Raw genomic sequence first — 15,095 nt, 5'->3', positions numbered from 1 at the left:
GAGACCAAGATCAAGATCAAAAGATCGCAGGCTTCGCCAGCTCCTACCCGGTAATCATCGGCAGGTTCAGCCCCTGTTCCTTGGCGCAATCAATGGCGATCTGGTAGCCGGCATCGGCATGGCGCATCACGCCCGTGGCCGGGTCGTTGTGCAGCACACGGGCAATGCGCTCGGCCGCTTCGTCGGTACCGTCGCAAACGATGACCATGCCCGAGTGCTGGGAGAAGCCCATGCCGACGCCGCCACCGTGGTGCAGCGACACCCAGGTCGCGCCGCTGGCGGTGTTGAGCAAGGCGTTGAGCAGCGGCCAGTCGGAGACGGCATCGGAACCGTCCTGCATGGATTCGGTTTCACGGTTGGGGCTGGCCACGGAACCGGAGTCCAAGTGGTCGCGACCGATGACGATCGGTGCCGACAATTCGCCGCTGCGCACCATCTCGTTGAACGCCAGGCCCAGCTTGGCGCGCTGGCCCAGGCCAACCCAGCAGATACGTGCCGGCAAGCCCTGGAAGCTGATGCGCTCGCGGGCCATGTCCAGCCAGTTGTGCAGGTGGGCGTCGTCGGGGATCAGTTCCTTGACCTTGGCGTCGGTCTTGTAGATGTCCTGCGGGTCACCCGACAGCGCAGCCCAGCGGAACGGGCCAATGCCACGGCAGAACAGCGGACGGATATACGCCGGGACGAAGCCTGGGAAATCGAAGGCATTTTCGACGCCCTCTTCCTGGGCCATCTGGCGGATGTTGTTGCCGTAGTCGAAGGTCGGCACGCCCATTTTCTGGAAGGCCAGCATGGCTTTGACGTGGACGGCCATCGATTGCTTGGCGGCCTTCACCACGGCGGCAGGCTCGGTCTTGGCACGGGCACGGTATTCGTCCCAGGTCCAGCCGGCCGGCAGGTAGCCGTTGAGGGGGTCGTGGGCGCTGGTCTGGTCGGTGACCATGTCCGGGCGTACACCACGGCGGACCATTTCCGGCAGGATCTCGGCAGCGTTCCCACACAGCGCGATGGAAATCGCCTTGCCTTCGGCGGTGTATTTCTCGATGCGCGCCAGGGCGTCGTCCAGGTCAGTGGCTTGCTCATCGACATAGCGGGTTTTCAGGCGGAAATCGATGCTCACCTGTTGGCATTCGATGTTCAGCGAACAAGCACCGGCCAGCGTCGCGGCCAACGGTTGCGCACCGCCCATGCCGCCCAGGCCGGCGGTCAGGACCCAACGGCCCTTGAGGTTGGAGTCGTAATGCTGGCGACCGGCCTCCACGAAGGTTTCATAAGTGCCTTGCACGATGCCCTGGCTGCCGATGTAGATCCAGCTGCCGGCGGTCATCTGGCCGTACATGGCCAGGCCCTTGGCGTCCAGTTCATTGAAGTGCTCCCAACTGGCCCAGTGCGGCACCAGGTTGGAGTTGGCGATCAATACGCGAGGGGCGTTGCTGTGGGTCTTGAACACCCCTACCGGCTTGCCGGATTGCACCAGCAGGGTTTCGTCGTCGTTCAGGTGGGTCAGGCTTTCGACGATCTTGTCGTAGCACTCCCAGTTGCGCGCCGCGCGGCCGATACCACCGTAGACCACCAGTTCCTTGGGGTTCTCGGCCACTTCCGGGTCGAGGTTGTTCATCAGCATGCGCAGCGGCGCTTCAGTCAGCCAGCTCTTGGCGGTCAGCGTGTTACCGCGAGGGGCGCGGATTTCAACGTCACGGTATTTTTCGGGTTTGCGGGTAGCGTCGGTCACAGCAAAAACTCCTCAGCGATCAATCCAGACCAGCCCGGGCAGTGGGCAGCGATTCAGTGAACGTTGCGTTGAATATCGGTGACTCATACGCATACGTCTTTACTTGTATGTACAAGCATATGCAATCAAGCGGCCAACTTGTTGGCGGCGGTGTTCAGAAATGGTTGGGGAATTGGCTGAAAGCCTTGTTATTTAAGGGTTGCTGAGCTGCATGAAATTTTTGAAGAGGGTTATCGAGGGGGAAATCGGAGGGGCACAGAAGCGTGGTATTGCGCCACGCTGGGGCATTCGGTAACAAGTTGGTGCGCACGGAAGGAACAATCAGGTGAGCTTTTGTGGCGAGGGGATTTATCCCCGCTGGGTCGCGAAGCGACCCCCTACGTTTTTCCTGATGTATCTAGGTGTCTGGATTCAGGGCTGCTTCGCAGCCCAACGGGGATAAATCCCCTCGCCACAAGGTGAGTGAAGCCGATTCAGCGGGCCGTCAGCTCGATCACGCAGCATTGGCCGTGGGTGGAAATGTTCACCAGCCCGGTGTTACCGCTCAGTTGTAAACAGTCGTAGAGGCCCAAGCCCACGGCGGACTCACCGATCTTGACGGCCAATCCCGGAGCCGCACTGAACACCAGCACCGTTTGCGCCTCGCTGAAAAACCGCTGCTGGCCACCCAGCCACTGCAACCGTGCGCGGTAACGCTGCGGCGCGTAGATCAGGTTGAAGTCGCGAATCGGTCCGCCCAGCAGCGTGCAATACACATGGCTCTGGCCGCTGAATGCAAAAGGGTCCAGCGGATGCAAAGCCCGCGTGGCCTGGCCATCGACATTCAGCGTCATGCCGTCTCCCTGCAAGACACTGATGACCCGCTCGTAACCGGCAAAAGTGGAAAACCCGCCCGACTCACCGATGTCGGCAATCGACAGCCGCCAGCCGAAACCTTCCAGGCCGGTGCCGGCATCACGGGTGATTTCTTCGGTGCTGCCGCCACCGTTTTTCCACGGCATGCGTGGGTAGTCTGCCGCGCGTAAAACCTTCAACTGGCTCATTTATGAAAGCGCCCTTCCAGACTGTGACGCGACCCCGGATGGATCAGGCGTGCGGCGGTCACCGGCTGGCGTCCGGACCAGGTACGGCGGCGGATCAACAGGCACGGCTCGCCCCTTTCGATCTGCAACAGCTTGCATTCGTTCGGCTCGGCCAGGATCGCCTCGACCACATGCTCGCCCTCGGTCAACGGCGCGACCTGATTCAGATAGGCATAGGGGGTTTGCACGGTGAAGTCCTGCTTGAGGTAGTCCGGCGCCACCAGTGCATTGACGAAACGGTCCTCGATTTGCACGGGGATGTCGTTCTCGAAATGCACGATCAGCGAATGGAACACCTTCTGGCCTTCGCGCATGTCCAGGGCCAGGGCCCGCTCGGAACCGGCCGCCTCTTCTTCCAGGGTGATGACCTTGCAAGTGTGGCGATGGCCACGGGAGGCGATTTCGTCGGCGATGTTATGCACTTCGAACAATGCGGACTGGCTCTTGGGCTCGGCCACGAAGGTGCCGACACCCTGCATGCGCACCAACAGGCCGTCGGCGGTCATTTCCCGCAGCGCACGGTTGATGGTCATGCGACTGAAGCCCAGTTGGCTGACCAGTTCGCTTTCCGACGGCACGCGGTAATGCGGCGGCCAGTTCCCACTGTCGATCTGCTGGGTAATCATCTGTTTGACGCGGGCGTACAGGGGTGCCGGACTGTCACCCATGTTTGCGGCCAGCGGCGGTTTGGCAGGCGGAGTCGGCACGGCGGTTCCCTGTTCTGCGGATAAGGTTGCTAGCTTGCCGGAGTTTACCGGCCAGGCAAACGTCTGTATATGTATATACAAATTACGCACGATGAGGTTGAACCATGTCCGCCTTCTTTGCCGAACGCGCGCTGCTGCCTAGTGGATGGGCCCATGATGTACGTCTCGAGGTCGATGCCAAAGGCGTCCTGACCCATATCCAGGCCGGTTCCCACGCAGACGGTGCCGAACGGCTGGGCGGTCCGCTGTTGCCGGGCATGCCGAACCTGCACTCCCACGCCTTCCAACGGGCCATGGCCGGGCTGGCAGAAGTGGCGGGCAATCCCAACGACAGTTTCTGGACCTGGCGCGACTTGATGTATCGCCTTGTCGGAAAAATCAGCCCCGACCAACTCGGCATCATCGCCCGCCAGCTGTACATCGAAATGCTCAAGGCCGGCTACACCTCGGTCGCCGAATTCCACTACGTACACCACGACACCGACGGCACGCCCTACGCCGACCCGGCGGAACTGGCCCTGCGCATCAGCCATGCCGCCAGCGCCGCCGGCATCGGCCTGACACTGCTGCCGGTGCTCTACAGCCATTCAGGTTTTGGCGGCCAGGCGCCCAATGACGGGCAGCGCCGGTTCATCAACAGCACCGAAAACTACTTGAAGCTTCAGTCCCGCTTGCAGCCAATCCTGGCCGGGCAACCGTCCCAGGCCCTGGGCTTGTGCTTCCACTCGTTGCGCGCCGTGACACCCGGGCAGATCCAGGACGTGCTGGCCGCCAGTGACCGTGATTGCCCGGTGCACATCCACATCGCCGAGCAGCAGAAGGAAGTCGACGACTGCCTGAGCTGGAGCGGCGCCCGTCCACTGCAATGGCTGTACGAAAACACCGAAGTCGACCCGCGCTGGTGCCTGGTCCACGCCACCCACGCCAACGCCCAGGAAGTCAGCCTCATGGCCAGGAGCCGGGCGATTGCCGGCCTGTGCCTGACCACCGAAGCCAACCTGGGGGACGGGATTTTCCCGGCCGTGGATTTCCTCGCCCAGGGTGGGCGCCTGGGGATCGGCTCCGACAGCCATGTATCGCTGAGCGTGGTCGAAGAATTGCGTTGGCTGGAATATGGCCAGCGGCTGCGGGATCAACGGCGCAACCGCGTGCATCGAGCGGATCAGCCGATGGTCGGCCGCACCTTGTTTGATGCCGCGCTGGAAGGCGGCGCCCAGGCCCTGGGGCAACCGATCGGCGCCCTCGAAATCGGCAAGCGCGCCGACTGGCTGGTGCTCGATGGCAGCGACCCGTACCTGGCCACGGCCCAGGGCGACGGGATCCTCAATCGCTGGCTGTTTGCCGGCGGCGATCGCCAGGTGCGCGATGTGATGGTCGGCGGACGGTGGGTGGTGCGCGATGGGCGGCATGCCGGGGAAGAGGAAAGTGCCCGGGCATTTACCCAGGTACTGCGCGAACTTTTAGGCTGACGCGGATAAAAAATGTGGGAGCGAGCTTGCTCGCGATGAGGCCTTCACATTCAACACTGAGGTTGATTGAAAGTCCGTCATCGCGAGCAAGCTCGCTCCCACATTGGTTCTCGGGAGGCAATCAGTCCGAGGTCTTGGCCATCTGTCGATCCGACGCGCGCCAGATCAGACGTGTCGTGTCGTAGCCCTGCTGGCGCGCCTTGCTCAGCAGTTCCTCGCGCACGATGCTATTGACGGTCGGTGTACGGGACAGCAGCCACATGTAGCGACGGCTTGGGTCGCCGACGATGGCGGTCTTGTAGTCATCGCTGACGTACAACACCCAGTATTGCCCTTTCGCCACGCCCGGCACGATCCGCGAAAACCAGTTGTCGAACTCGACCCACAGCTTGTCGGTCTTGCCCGGCACCTGCGGCGAGGCGGTGCCCCTGGCTTCTTCCCACTGCCAGTCCGAGGTCAGGCAGCGGTTGAACACATCCATATTGCCGTCAGGTTTGAGGGTGTAGTGCGCTTCGGATTGCGCGCAGTTGCGCTGGAAGTACATCGGTAGACGGGCCAACTCGTACCAGGTCCCTTGGTAACGCTTGAGGTTGACGCTGTTGACCGTCTTGGGCGCCAACGGATCTTCGCCAGAAGTGGCACAGCCAGCCAAAACCAGGCCGGCCAAAAGCACAAAAACTAACCGCATCATTATTTTTCTCCCGCAGGCCTCTGGCCTCGGTTTACTTCAGGCCTTGGCCGGAAAACATCAACACTTTGTCACCGGCGTACTGCACGCTGATAAAGCTTTTCTGGTCGCCCCAGGTGCAGCTGGACATGCCGAGCGCGCCTGAACAATCGGTCGGTTTCCCCAGCAACGATTCGACTTCGGACTTGGGCATGCCAGCCGACAGTTTCGAGTAGTTTTCCTGGTTGACCTTGCTGCATGCAGTCAATACGACGCACACAAACAACAAGGCGATAGATCGCAGCGACATGGTGTAACTCCTGGAACGGAAGGGGGGTGGCAGGTGCCAACCAGAAGCTTAGAAGAGAAAACCCCTATCTGGTTCCCTGACGGCCCCAGTATTTATTGGGCCTCGACAAGTGTTTCAACGATGAAACACCCGGTTTGTGACAGCGTCGTGCATTTCGTCGCAATGAATCGCTGATGATTGATGAGACGGGTTCCTGCGCCGATAAAAAGAAACAGCGCAATCGACTGCGTTATGGCAAATTGGCGCCCCGTCCTGACCCGTCCCTCCGCGGTAGTGTTATTAATGACCAGAAACATGAAATTCAGCCATAAAATCCTGTTGGCTGCCGCCCTCGTGGTGGCCGTTGCATTCGCCTGTTTCATCCTGTTCAACGACTATCGTCAACGTCAGAGCTTGAACACCAGCACCGAGACCTCCATGCAGGAGCTCGGCAGCCTGACCAGCCGCAACATCCAGACGTGGGTCGACGGCCGCATCCAGTTGCTGCAATCGCTGGCCCAACAGATCGCCGTGGACGGCAGCAGTGCCGACAGCCTCAAGCGCGCCGTGGGCCTGCCGGCCTACACCGGCAATTTCCAGCTCAGCTATTTTGGCGGCACCGACGGCGTGATGTTCTCGGTACCGGCCGGCAATCGCGCCGCCGATTACGACCCGCGCGCCCGTGGCTGGTACAAGGCCGCCAACAGCGCACAGCAAACCATCGTCACCGAACCCTACATTGCCGCCTCGTCGGGCAAGCTGGTGATCACCGTCGCCACCCCGGTGCAACACCAGAACCAGATGATCGGCGTGGCCGGTGCGGACATCGACCTGTCCAGCGTCAGCGCCATCATCAACTCGCTGAACTTCGGCGGCCACGGCCACGCGTTCATCGTCAGCGCCGACGGCAAGATCCTGATCCACCCCGACAGCAAGCGCGTGCTCAAGACCCTGGCCGAGGCCTACCCTAACGGCGCGCCTCAGATCAGCCCGGGCGTGAAAGAAGTCGATCTCGACGGCAAGACCCAATTCATCTCCTTCACCCACGTCAACGGCGTGCCGGGAGCCGACTGGTACGTGGCGCTGGTGCTCGACAAGGACACCGCGCTGGCGATGCTCAGCGAGTTCCGTACTTCGGCACTGATCGCCATGGTCATTGCCGTGGTGTTCATCATCGCCCTGCTCGGCCTGTTGATCCGTGTGCTGATGCAGCCGCTGCTGGCCATGGGCCGCGCCATGCATGACATCGCCGAAGGCGAAGGCGACCTGACCCGGCGCCTGGTCATCCATGGCCACGACGAGTTCGGTGCGCTGGGTACGTCGTTCAACCGGTTTGTCGAGCGCATTCATACCTCGATCCGTGAAGTGGCTTCGGCCACCGGGCAGGTCAACGAAGTCGCCCTGCGCGTGGTCAGCGCGTCCAACTCGTCGATGTTCAATTCCGACCAGCAGGCTTCGCGCACCAGCAGCGTGGCCGCGGCCATCAACCAGCTCGGCGCCGCCGCCCAGGAAATCGCCCAGAACGCCGCCCTCGCCTCACAGCATTCCAGCGAAGCCCGCAACCTGGCCGAAGATGGCCAGCACGTGGTGGATAAGACCATCGCGGCCATGCAACAGCTGTCGGCCAAGATCAGCGATTCGTGCGGCAACATCGAAACCTTGAACAGCAACACGGTGAACATCGGCCAGATTCTTGAGGTGATCACCAGCATTTCCCAGCAGACCAACCTGCTCGCCCTCAACGCCGCCATCGAAGCCGCCCGGGCGGGTGAAGCCGGACGCGGCTTCGCAGTAGTGGCCGATGAAGTGCGCAACCTGGCCCACCGCACCCAGGATTCGGCGCAGCAAGTGCAGAAAATGATCGAAGAGTTGCAAGTCGGCGCCCGGGAAGCGGTACTGACCATGACCGATAGCCAGCGCCAGAGCGAAGGCAGCGTCAGCATCGCCAACCAGGCCGGCGAACGCCTGGGCAGCGTGACCCAGCGTATTGGTGAAATCGATGGCATGAACCAGTCCGTGGCCACCGCCACCGAAGAACAGACCGCCGTGGTGGAGTCGATCAACGTCGACATCACCGAGATCAACACCCTGAACCAGGAAGGCGTGGAAAACCTGCAAGCCACCTTGCGGGCCTGTGCCGACCTGGAACAGCAGGCGGCGCGGTTGAAGCAGTTGGTGGGTAGTTTCCGGATCTAGTCTGGAAGGCCCCATCGCGAGCGAGCTCGCTCCCACAGGACTTTCAGCGAATGGAAATCCAGTGTGTGCGAGCTTGCTCGCGATAGCGGCATCAGCCTCACAGCAAAATCAGAACCTGGACCCAGGCCTGTTCAAAAACTCGATTTCCTCAGCCGTGGACTCCCGCCCCAACACCGCATTGCGATGAGGAAAGCGCCCAAACCGGGCAATGATCTTCTGATGCCGCTCGGCATAATCCAGGTTGTCTTCAAACACCGCCCGCTGCGCCTCCGGTTGTTCTCGCACCAGGTCGATAAACCGCGACACGGCTTCGTTCTGCACCGCCAGGTTTTCGCAGTGCTCGAGCACCAGGTAGATGAATACGCGCTGGATCGGTGTGAGTTGCCGGTCGAAACCCGCTGCCATGCCCTGGGCCACCAGCGCTTGGGCACGCAGGTCACCGGAGAAGGCCTTGGGGGTATCGCGAAAGATCATTCGCGGGAGTTGGTCCAGTAGCAGCACCAGGGCCAGCCAACCTTGCGGGCGTTGCGCCCAGTCGGTCAATCCGCCGGCCAGTGCCAGCTCGACCTGATCGCCAAAGCGCTCCTGCGCCTGGCGATCATGGCCTTTGCCAAACCACAGCTTGCCCTTGTCAGCGGATATTTCGTCTGGTGTCTTGGCTGAACCAAACCACCAATCGAGCAACGGCTGCCAGGGCTCGGCCATGATTCACTCCTTGTGGTAAGCCGTGGCGCGCGCCACTTCTTCTTTCGAGCCGAGGAACACCGCCACGCGCTGGTGCAGGCCTTCGGGCTTGATATCGAGGATGCGCTGATGGCCGTCGGTGGAGGCACCGCCAGCCTGTTCCACCAGGAACGACATCGGGTTGGCTTCGTACATCAGGCGCAGTTTGCCCGGCTTGGACGGCTCACGGCTGTCGCGCGGGTACATGAACAGACCGCCACGGGTCAGGATGCGGTGCACATCGGCAACCATCGCGGCGACCCAACGCATGTTGTAGTTCTTTTTCAACGGGCCTTCTTCACCCGCCAGCAACTCTGCAACGTAGCGTTGCACCGGGGCTTCCCAGTGACGCTGGTTGGACATGTTGATCGCGAATTCCTGGGTGCTCTCAGGAATGGTGATGTCTTCGTGGGTCAGGACGAAGCTGCCCATCTCGCGGTCCAGGGTAAAGCCCTTGACGCCGTCGCCCAGGGTCAGCACCAGCATGGTCTGAGGGCCGTAGATGGCATAACCGGCAGCGACCTGCTCGGTGCCTGGCTGCAGGAAGGCCTTTTCATTCAAGGCTTCGTTCTGGCTCAGGTACTCGTTCGGGCAGCGCAGTACCGAGAAGATGGTGCCAACCGGTGCGTTGATGTCGATGTTCGACGAACCGTCCAGTGGGTCGAACACCAGCAGGTAGGCACCCTTGGGGTATTTGCCCGGGATCTGGTAGGCATTGTCCATTTCTTCGGACGCCATGCCGGCCAGGTGGCCGCCCCATTCGTTGGCTTCGAGCAGGATTTCGTTGGACAGCACGTCGAGCTTCTTCTGCACTTCGCCCTGCACGTTCTCGGTGCCCATGCTGCCCAGGACACCACCCAGCGCGCCTTTGGAGACGGCGTGGCTGATTTCCTTGCACGCACGCGCCACCACTTCGATCAAAAAGCGCAGATCGGCAGGGGTGTTGTTGCTGCGGGTCTGCTCAATCAAATAGCGACTCAAGGTAACGCGGGACATGGACGGCTCCGAAGAATAGGGGGCGGAAAAACCAGCGCAGTTTAGCGCGAGTCGGGACTTAATTCCTCCTATGAGACGGGGAATGGTGGATTGAGTTCATATCCGGGCCTGCCAACCCGTGTAGGAGCTGTCGAGCGAAGCGAGGCTGCGATCTTTTGATCTTGATCCTTTCACTCAAGATTCAATTGTCTGGGACAAGATCGCAGCCTCGCTTCGCTCGACAGCTCCTACGCAGCTCCTACGGGGATCTGGCCGGTGGCTTGCGCAACAGGCTGAACGCCATCGCCGCGAGGAACAGCACGCTGAGCAGCAGCACCGCCCACAAACCGATTTTCTTCCAGTTGGTATCGACCGTCGCCGGCGCGGTTGCCGGGGCCGATGTCGACGGGGCCGCGCCGTTCACGGTCGCGGCACCCAGCGTCGCCAGGCGCGATGGCTTGTAGTCGGGCACCAGCGTGGTCAAGGGCAAGCTGGCCGCTTTCACTGTCGCACTGCCCAGGGCCAGGCTGTAGGGCCCTTCGCCGCGCGCCAGGAACACCACCTGGGTCGTACGCACGGCAAAGCGCAGGGCCGGGGCTTCGTTGCCCAGGCCGCCGCCACGCTCGTCCACGGTCAGTTTCAATTGCTGCACGGTCTGGCCAGACAGTTGCAATTGGTTTTGCAGCACATCCTGGCCATTCTGCGTCAGGCGATAGAGCAAGCCGCTGCCCAGCGGTTGCCACGGATGGCTGCTTTCACGGCGACCGCTCAGGGTCACCGGCGCCAGGCTGTTGGCCTGGCTCAACTCGATCTGCACCTGCTCGATGTTCAGCCCCATGGGCAACTGCCAGGTGTATTCGCCGGCCTTCACGGTGCTGCCGGCCAACGGCGGCGACCAGGCCAGCGGCAACGGCAGGCTTTCGCGGCTGGCGCTTTGCAGTTGGACCGAGGTCAGGATCGGCGCGGAGGACGGCGAATCCCACAACAACCGCAGGTAACGCGCCGATTGCCCCGGCAAGCTCACTTCATGCTGCTCGACCCGCTCATCGGCAAAGATCAAGCGCGCCACCTGGCCTTCACCCCACGACTGCCAGTGCTGCAAATCATCACTGGCTTCGATGGTGAACCGCTGGAAACCGTCGCGCTCACTGGTCCAGTCGAGGACCAACTGCTGCAACGGTGCCTTGATCGCGCTGGCATCCAACAACCAGCCACGCAACTCCTCCTCCCCTGCTTCGAGCCGGCTGGAGGGCTGGACTTGCACCAGGGTGCCGTTGGCGTTCGATTGCACCCGCACACTGGGCGCGCGCTCGTTGTCATCGGCAGCGTTGTACAACGGGAACCACTTCACGTCGGTGAGGCTGCGGTTTTCCCGGCTCTGGGCCGATTCGCGCACCAAAGCGTAGGCCTGGGCCTGGCCAGCCGCGTTGAAGACCCGCAGGTCGCTCAGGTCGGTCTGCCGCGCCTGCAACTGCACGTCCAGGGGCAATGGGAGGCGATACCACGGCCCTTCGCCGCTCAAGGCCAATGGCACCCGATGGGCAAAATCCGCCGGTTGCTCCTGGGCCATAGCCGACAATGCCACCCACAATCCGACCATACCCAGCCCGATCCGACTCAACTTGCGACTCAAGACGACACTCCCTCACTGACAGGCATCGGCGGCTCGTCCTGCGCGACCGTCTCCGGGCGCTTGGGCGGCAGCGGCGCAAAATAGCCCACTACCAGCAGCAACACGCCTACGCCGATAAACGACACGATCCGCGCCAGACCGCCACGGTTACTCAATTCGACAAAGAACAACTTGGCCACGACCACGGCGATCAACGCCGCGCCAATCAGCCACACTTCACGGCGATGGCGCAAATGCCCACCGATCATCAGGCCCAGGGCGATCAGGGTCCAGACAATGGACAGCCCAGCCTGTACGAACATCGACTCGAACAGCGCATCCAGTTCGAATGGCACGCCGATCCAATGGTGGGCACTGCGCATCACCAGGGCGGTGAAGAACGCGAACAGCGACACACCGGCGATCAACTGGGCAACGTGCTCGGCATGGGCCCAACGGATCGCCAGTTGCGCCAGCGCACTGCGTGCCCACACATAGACACCGAACAAGGCAAACAGCAGGCCCAGCTCCAACGGGTTGACCAGCGGCACATAAGGCAAGGGTTCGGCGCTACCGTCGCTGAAGGTATTGGCCAGCCAGAACCAACCGAGCATCAACAGCGCCAGGGGCGCCGCCGCGTAGATACGGTATTCGCGCGTTTGGGCCGATATCGGCCACGGCCAGGCGCGCGCAGCGGCCATCAGCACCAGGTAAAGGCTCGGCAGGATCGCCCAGCCCAGCCAGCGCCAGGCGTTGTACTGCTCGGACAACAACAGCAGGCTATAACGCAGTTCCAGCGCCAGCACGCCGATCAGCAACCAGCAACCGAGCACATGGGCTGTGCTGCGCGCCTGGGCCGGCAGCGTCGCGGCCAGGCGCTTGAGCGATAGCAAATGCACGGCAAACACCACCGTCCAGGCCAGCCAGCCAAAGTCCGCCGCCGGGTGATAGCGGCTGTGCCCAGTCGCAACGAGCACGCAGCCCGCCGCCGGAATCAGCAAGGTGCACAGCAGCCCCAGCGCCGGCCATTTCAAGCGCAGCGCCAAGACCGCCCCCACCGCCACGCTGATCGCCGCAACCATCAGCAGCCAGCTGCCTTGCAGGTTCGCCGGGGCAAAGCGCAATACTTCGCTGGTCCACGCCAGCGCCCACCAACCGGCGCCCCAGATCAGCAGCAGCTCGGACAAGCGCTGCAAGCTCAAGGCCTCGAGCTCCTGCGCCGCGTGTGCCCGTTGCAGGCGCCATGCGCCCACCAGCGCTGCCAGCCCCAGCACCAGCGGCGTCCAGAAACCGCTATGGGCCAGGGGCCGCAGATCCTCGGCGTCGAGCGGCCCCAACAGCGCCGGCCCCGCCGTCAAGAACGCCGCACCACCAAGCAATTGCAGCAGTAGGCCGAAGACAAAGCTCACGCGTTGTTTCAGGTACAGGCTCAGCCAGATGATCAACAGGCCGCTGGCCGCCCATACACCGCTCGCCGTTTGCCACGGCAGGACGAACAGCACCGCAAGATTGATCAGCACCAGCCCCGCCAGCAACACCACCGACAAGCCGCGCAGCAACCGGACATCGCTGCGCACCATGTCGTCACGTGCCGCCAGCAACATGCCGCCAATCAGCGCCAGGCCGATCAGCGAGGCACTGAGCAAACCGTTCCAGCCGGCACTGAACACCGCCGTCGAATCCACCTCGGCGCCTTGCAAGCGCAACAGGAACAGCGCGCCGCCAAGCAATTGCACCGCAAATGCAGTGAACAGGAAACTGCGCGATTGCAAGCGCAGGCCCACAAACAGTGTCGCCAAACCGGCCAGGGCCCAGGCGATGGCGGTGCCGTAGGTGAAGAAGAACAGCGGTGCCAGAAGATAGAGAAAACTCAATCCCAGCACAGCCAGCACCGGCAGGCCTTGGCGCTCCCAACCTGAGGTATGTTCAGGCTCAGCCTTGCGCAGTTGGTAAAAGGTGAACAGCAAGGCGCCGCCGAGCATCAACGCACCCAGCGCTGAACCATCGAGCAGGCTGCCGTCGCCGGTACGCAATTGGCTGACGAACGCCAGTGCCGAGCCCAATTGCAGCAACAAGGCAAAGGCCCGGGCGAGTGGACGTTGCTGGCGCAGGCCCAACCAGAAGATCCCCGCGCCTTCCACGGCCCACGCCGCAGCGGTCCAACGGGCATCGAGCCCCAAAGGGATCGCCAGGCTGGCAAAAATCACTCCCAGGGCCAGGCAGGTTTCGGCCAGCAGCAAGGCGCGACCGCCCATCAATACCCGCGCCAGGCCCATGTAGATCATGCCCAGGGCCAGAGCGCTGAACGCAGCGGCGAACTCCAGATGCTGCACCAACGCGAACTGCAAGCCCAAGCCCACCAACGGCGGGCCGAACAGCATGGTGCCGTCCACATAATCGCCCTTGCGCGCCGACCAGTGCAGCAGCGCGTCGCGGCTGGCGTCTTCAGGGGCATCGCTCATTTCCAATAGTTTGCGACGGGTGAACAGCAAGCCAATCGCCAGGTACATCAGGAAGAACAGAATCAGGAATGGCTCGGTGCTCCAGAACAGTTCCGGCGCGTAAGAGCGCAGGCCCCAGGCGAAACCGATGCCGAAGGTGCCGACAAAGCCGATCAGGTTGAGCAGGCGCCAGGCCTTGAACCAGGCAATCGCGAGGATGCCGGCATTGAGCAGGATGAAATAGCTGAACAGCGCGACGTGGTTGCCACTGCCGGTGGAAGTCAGGATCGGCGCGGCAAACCCGCCCAGCGCCGCAGCCGCAGCCAGGCCCAGGGCGTTCTGGGTAATCGCCAGGATGGCCGAGAACACCGTCACCGCGACTAGCAAGCCCAGGGCCGCCTTGGAATCGAGCAACGGATGCAGGCGCATGGCCGCGAACACCGTCAGGTACAGCACCGCGATCCCCGTGCCCTGGAGCATCAGCGCATAACTGCTGTTGCGCTGGCGCAACCACCAGCCCAGGCCCAACAGGCCCAACGCACTGGCCGCGACGCCGGCGTAACGCAATTCGATCGGCACCACCATGCCTTCGGTGGCGTAGCGCAGCAAAAACGCCAGGCCGAGGAACAACAGCACCACGCCGACCCGCAGCACCGTATTGCCGCCGAACAGCCAGTTGCGCGCACCAATTACGGCGCGGTCGAACAAATTCGGGCCACGGGGAGACGCGGGTTTCGAAGCCATCGGTTCCAGGGGCAACGGCGCGAAGTCGCGATCGGCACGCCCACTGGACGTGGTTGGCGCGGGTTTCCAAACGTCATCGGGCAATGGCTGGCTGGCCTGGGTGGCCATCGCGGGAACGGGTTCGAGGTCGGGCGGCAACTCCCAGATGAGCTCAGACGTCGTGCGCGTCTCGGGCGTCGCGGCCTGGGGCACGACAACCTCGGGCGCTGGCGCTGGCTCACTCGGTGCGGCAACGGTCCCACGCTCGAGCACTGCCAGGCGCGCCTCCAGCGTGAGCAAGCTCTGTTGGGCTTCTTGCAATAAGATCTGTTGCTTGGCCGCCTGGACACCCAACCGGCCCAGCCGAAACGATTGGGCGATGCCAAGCCCCACCAACGCGCCTATCAGCGCATCGGCGAACGACTCGTCCACCACCCAGCCGAGTGCCAGGCCCAACAGCGTCAAGATCCATTGCATGGTCG

At 62.5% G+C, this 15,095-nt stretch carries 11 protein-coding genes; 2 read left to right on the top strand and 9 right to left on the bottom strand.

The annotated features are described in order from the left end of the window. Positions 1 to 43: 43 nt before the first annotated feature. The 3 genes from hutU to hutC all read right to left on the bottom strand — a co-directional run bounded on the left by hutU (position 44) and on the right by hutC (position 3,479). A complete protein-coding gene (hutU, locus tag AC09SL_RS12725; RefSeq protein ID WP_064106964.1) occupies positions 44 to 1,729 on the bottom strand; it encodes a urocanate hydratase in 1,686 nt (561 codons plus the stop codon). Positions 1,730 to 2,202: 473 nt separating this feature from the next. Next, positions 2,203 to 2,772, bottom strand: coding sequence for a HutD/Ves family protein (locus tag AC09SL_RS12720; RefSeq protein ID WP_058545650.1), 570 nt, complete (start codon positions 2,770 to 2,772; stop codon positions 2,203 to 2,205). Next, positions 2,769 to 3,479, bottom strand: a complete 711-nt coding sequence (gene hutC / locus AC09SL_RS12715; RefSeq protein ID WP_175360504.1) for a histidine utilization repressor — start codon at positions 3,477 to 3,479, stop codon at positions 2,769 to 2,771. Before hutC ends, AC09SL_RS12720 begins: the two co-directional genes overlap by 4 nt. 143 nt (positions 3,480 to 3,622) lie before the next feature. On the opposite strand from hutC, the gene AC09SL_RS12710 reads away from it, so the two are divergent. After that, positions 3,623 to 4,987 (top strand): formimidoylglutamate deiminase, encoded by a 1,365-nt coding sequence (locus AC09SL_RS12710; protein ID WP_064106965.1) that lies wholly within the window; start codon positions 3,623 to 3,625, stop codon positions 4,985 to 4,987. Between the two features lie 121 nt (positions 4,988 to 5,108). Here the strand turns inward: AC09SL_RS12710 and AC09SL_RS12705 are convergent, their stop codons facing one another. Both AC09SL_RS12705 and AC09SL_RS12700 read right to left on the bottom strand, forming a co-directional pair. Further along, on the bottom strand, positions 5,109 to 5,678 hold the full coding sequence (locus tag AC09SL_RS12705; RefSeq protein WP_058545946.1) for a lipocalin family protein: 570 nt from the start codon (positions 5,676 to 5,678) through the stop codon (positions 5,109 to 5,111). 31 nt (positions 5,679 to 5,709) lie between these two features. Then, a complete protein-coding gene (locus AC09SL_RS12700) occupies positions 5,710 to 5,964 on the bottom strand; it encodes a hypothetical protein (RefSeq protein WP_058545945.1) in 255 nt (84 codons plus the stop codon). 282 nt (positions 5,965 to 6,246) lie between these two features. Here AC09SL_RS12700 and AC09SL_RS12695 point away from each other — a divergent pair, with 282 nt between their 5' ends. Then, entirely contained in the window at positions 6,247 to 8,139 is a 1,893-nt protein-coding gene (locus tag AC09SL_RS12695; protein ID WP_196764469.1) for a methyl-accepting chemotaxis protein, read from the top strand. Positions 8,140 to 8,247: 108 nt separating this feature from the next. Here AC09SL_RS12695 and AC09SL_RS12690 read toward each other — a convergent pair whose 3' ends face one another. The 4 genes from AC09SL_RS12690 to AC09SL_RS12675 all read right to left on the bottom strand — a co-directional run bounded on the left by AC09SL_RS12690 (position 8,248) and on the right by AC09SL_RS12675 (position 15,090). Next, positions 8,248 to 8,844 carry a DUF924 family protein gene (locus tag AC09SL_RS12690; RefSeq protein ID WP_058546249.1) on the bottom strand — a complete coding sequence of 199 codons (597 nt, stop codon included), beginning with the start codon at positions 8,842 to 8,844 and terminating at the stop codon, positions 8,248 to 8,250. Positions 8,845 to 8,847: 3 nt separating this feature from the next. Next, positions 8,848 to 9,858 (bottom strand): class 1 fructose-bisphosphatase, encoded by a 1,011-nt coding sequence (locus AC09SL_RS12685; RefSeq protein ID WP_058546248.1) that lies wholly within the window; start codon positions 9,856 to 9,858, stop codon positions 8,848 to 8,850. Between the two features lie 238 nt (positions 9,859 to 10,096). Further along, the gene (locus AC09SL_RS12680) at positions 10,097 to 11,437 is read right to left on the bottom strand and encodes a DUF3999 domain-containing protein (RefSeq protein WP_419555149.1); all 1,341 of its coding nucleotides are present in this window, start codon (positions 11,435 to 11,437) and stop codon (positions 10,097 to 10,099) included. Positions 11,438 to 11,466: 29 nt separating this feature from the next. Then, the gene (locus tag AC09SL_RS12675) at positions 11,467 to 15,090 is read right to left on the bottom strand and encodes a DUF2339 domain-containing protein (protein ID WP_058546246.1); all 3,624 of its coding nucleotides are present in this window, start codon (positions 15,088 to 15,090) and stop codon (positions 11,467 to 11,469) included. Positions 15,091 to 15,095 lie beyond the last annotated feature (5 nt).

The organism is Pseudomonas sp. PF05, assembly GCF_056521845.1.
Note: the sequence above shows the minus strand (reverse complement) of the source record. Positions and strands in the feature narration are given on the sequence as shown.

Coding starts and splice junctions, on each gene's coding strand:
- AC09SL_RS12720 (WP_058545650.1), bottom strand. CDS start 2,772: ATGAGCCAGTTGAAGGTTTTACGCGCGGCAGACTACCCACGCATGCCG.
- hutC (WP_175360504.1), bottom strand. CDS start 3,479: ATGGGTGACAGTCCGGCACCCCTGTACGCCCGCGTCAAACAGATGATT.
- AC09SL_RS12710 (WP_064106965.1), top strand. CDS start 3,623: ATGTCCGCCTTCTTTGCCGAACGCGCGCTGCTGCCTAGTGGATGGGCC.
- AC09SL_RS12705 (WP_058545946.1), bottom strand. CDS start 5,678: ATGATGCGGTTAGTTTTTGTGCTTTTGGCCGGCCTGGTTTTGGCTGGC.
- AC09SL_RS12700 (WP_058545945.1), bottom strand. CDS start 5,964: ATGTCGCTGCGATCTATCGCCTTGTTGTTTGTGTGCGTCGTATTGACT.
- AC09SL_RS12695 (WP_196764469.1), top strand. CDS start 6,247: ATGACCAGAAACATGAAATTCAGCCATAAAATCCTGTTGGCTGCCGCC.
- AC09SL_RS12690 (WP_058546249.1), bottom strand. CDS start 8,844: ATGGCCGAGCCCTGGCAGCCGTTGCTCGATTGGTGGTTTGGTTCAGCC.
- AC09SL_RS12685 (WP_058546248.1), bottom strand. CDS start 9,858: ATGTCCCGCGTTACCTTGAGTCGCTATTTGATTGAGCAGACCCGCAGC.
- AC09SL_RS12680 (WP_419555149.1), bottom strand. CDS start 11,437: ATGGTCGGATTGTGGGTGGCATTGTCGGCTATGGCCCAGGAGCAACCG.
- AC09SL_RS12675 (WP_058546246.1), bottom strand. CDS start 15,090: ATGCAATGGATCTTGACGCTGTTGGGCCTGGCACTCGGCTGGGTGGTG.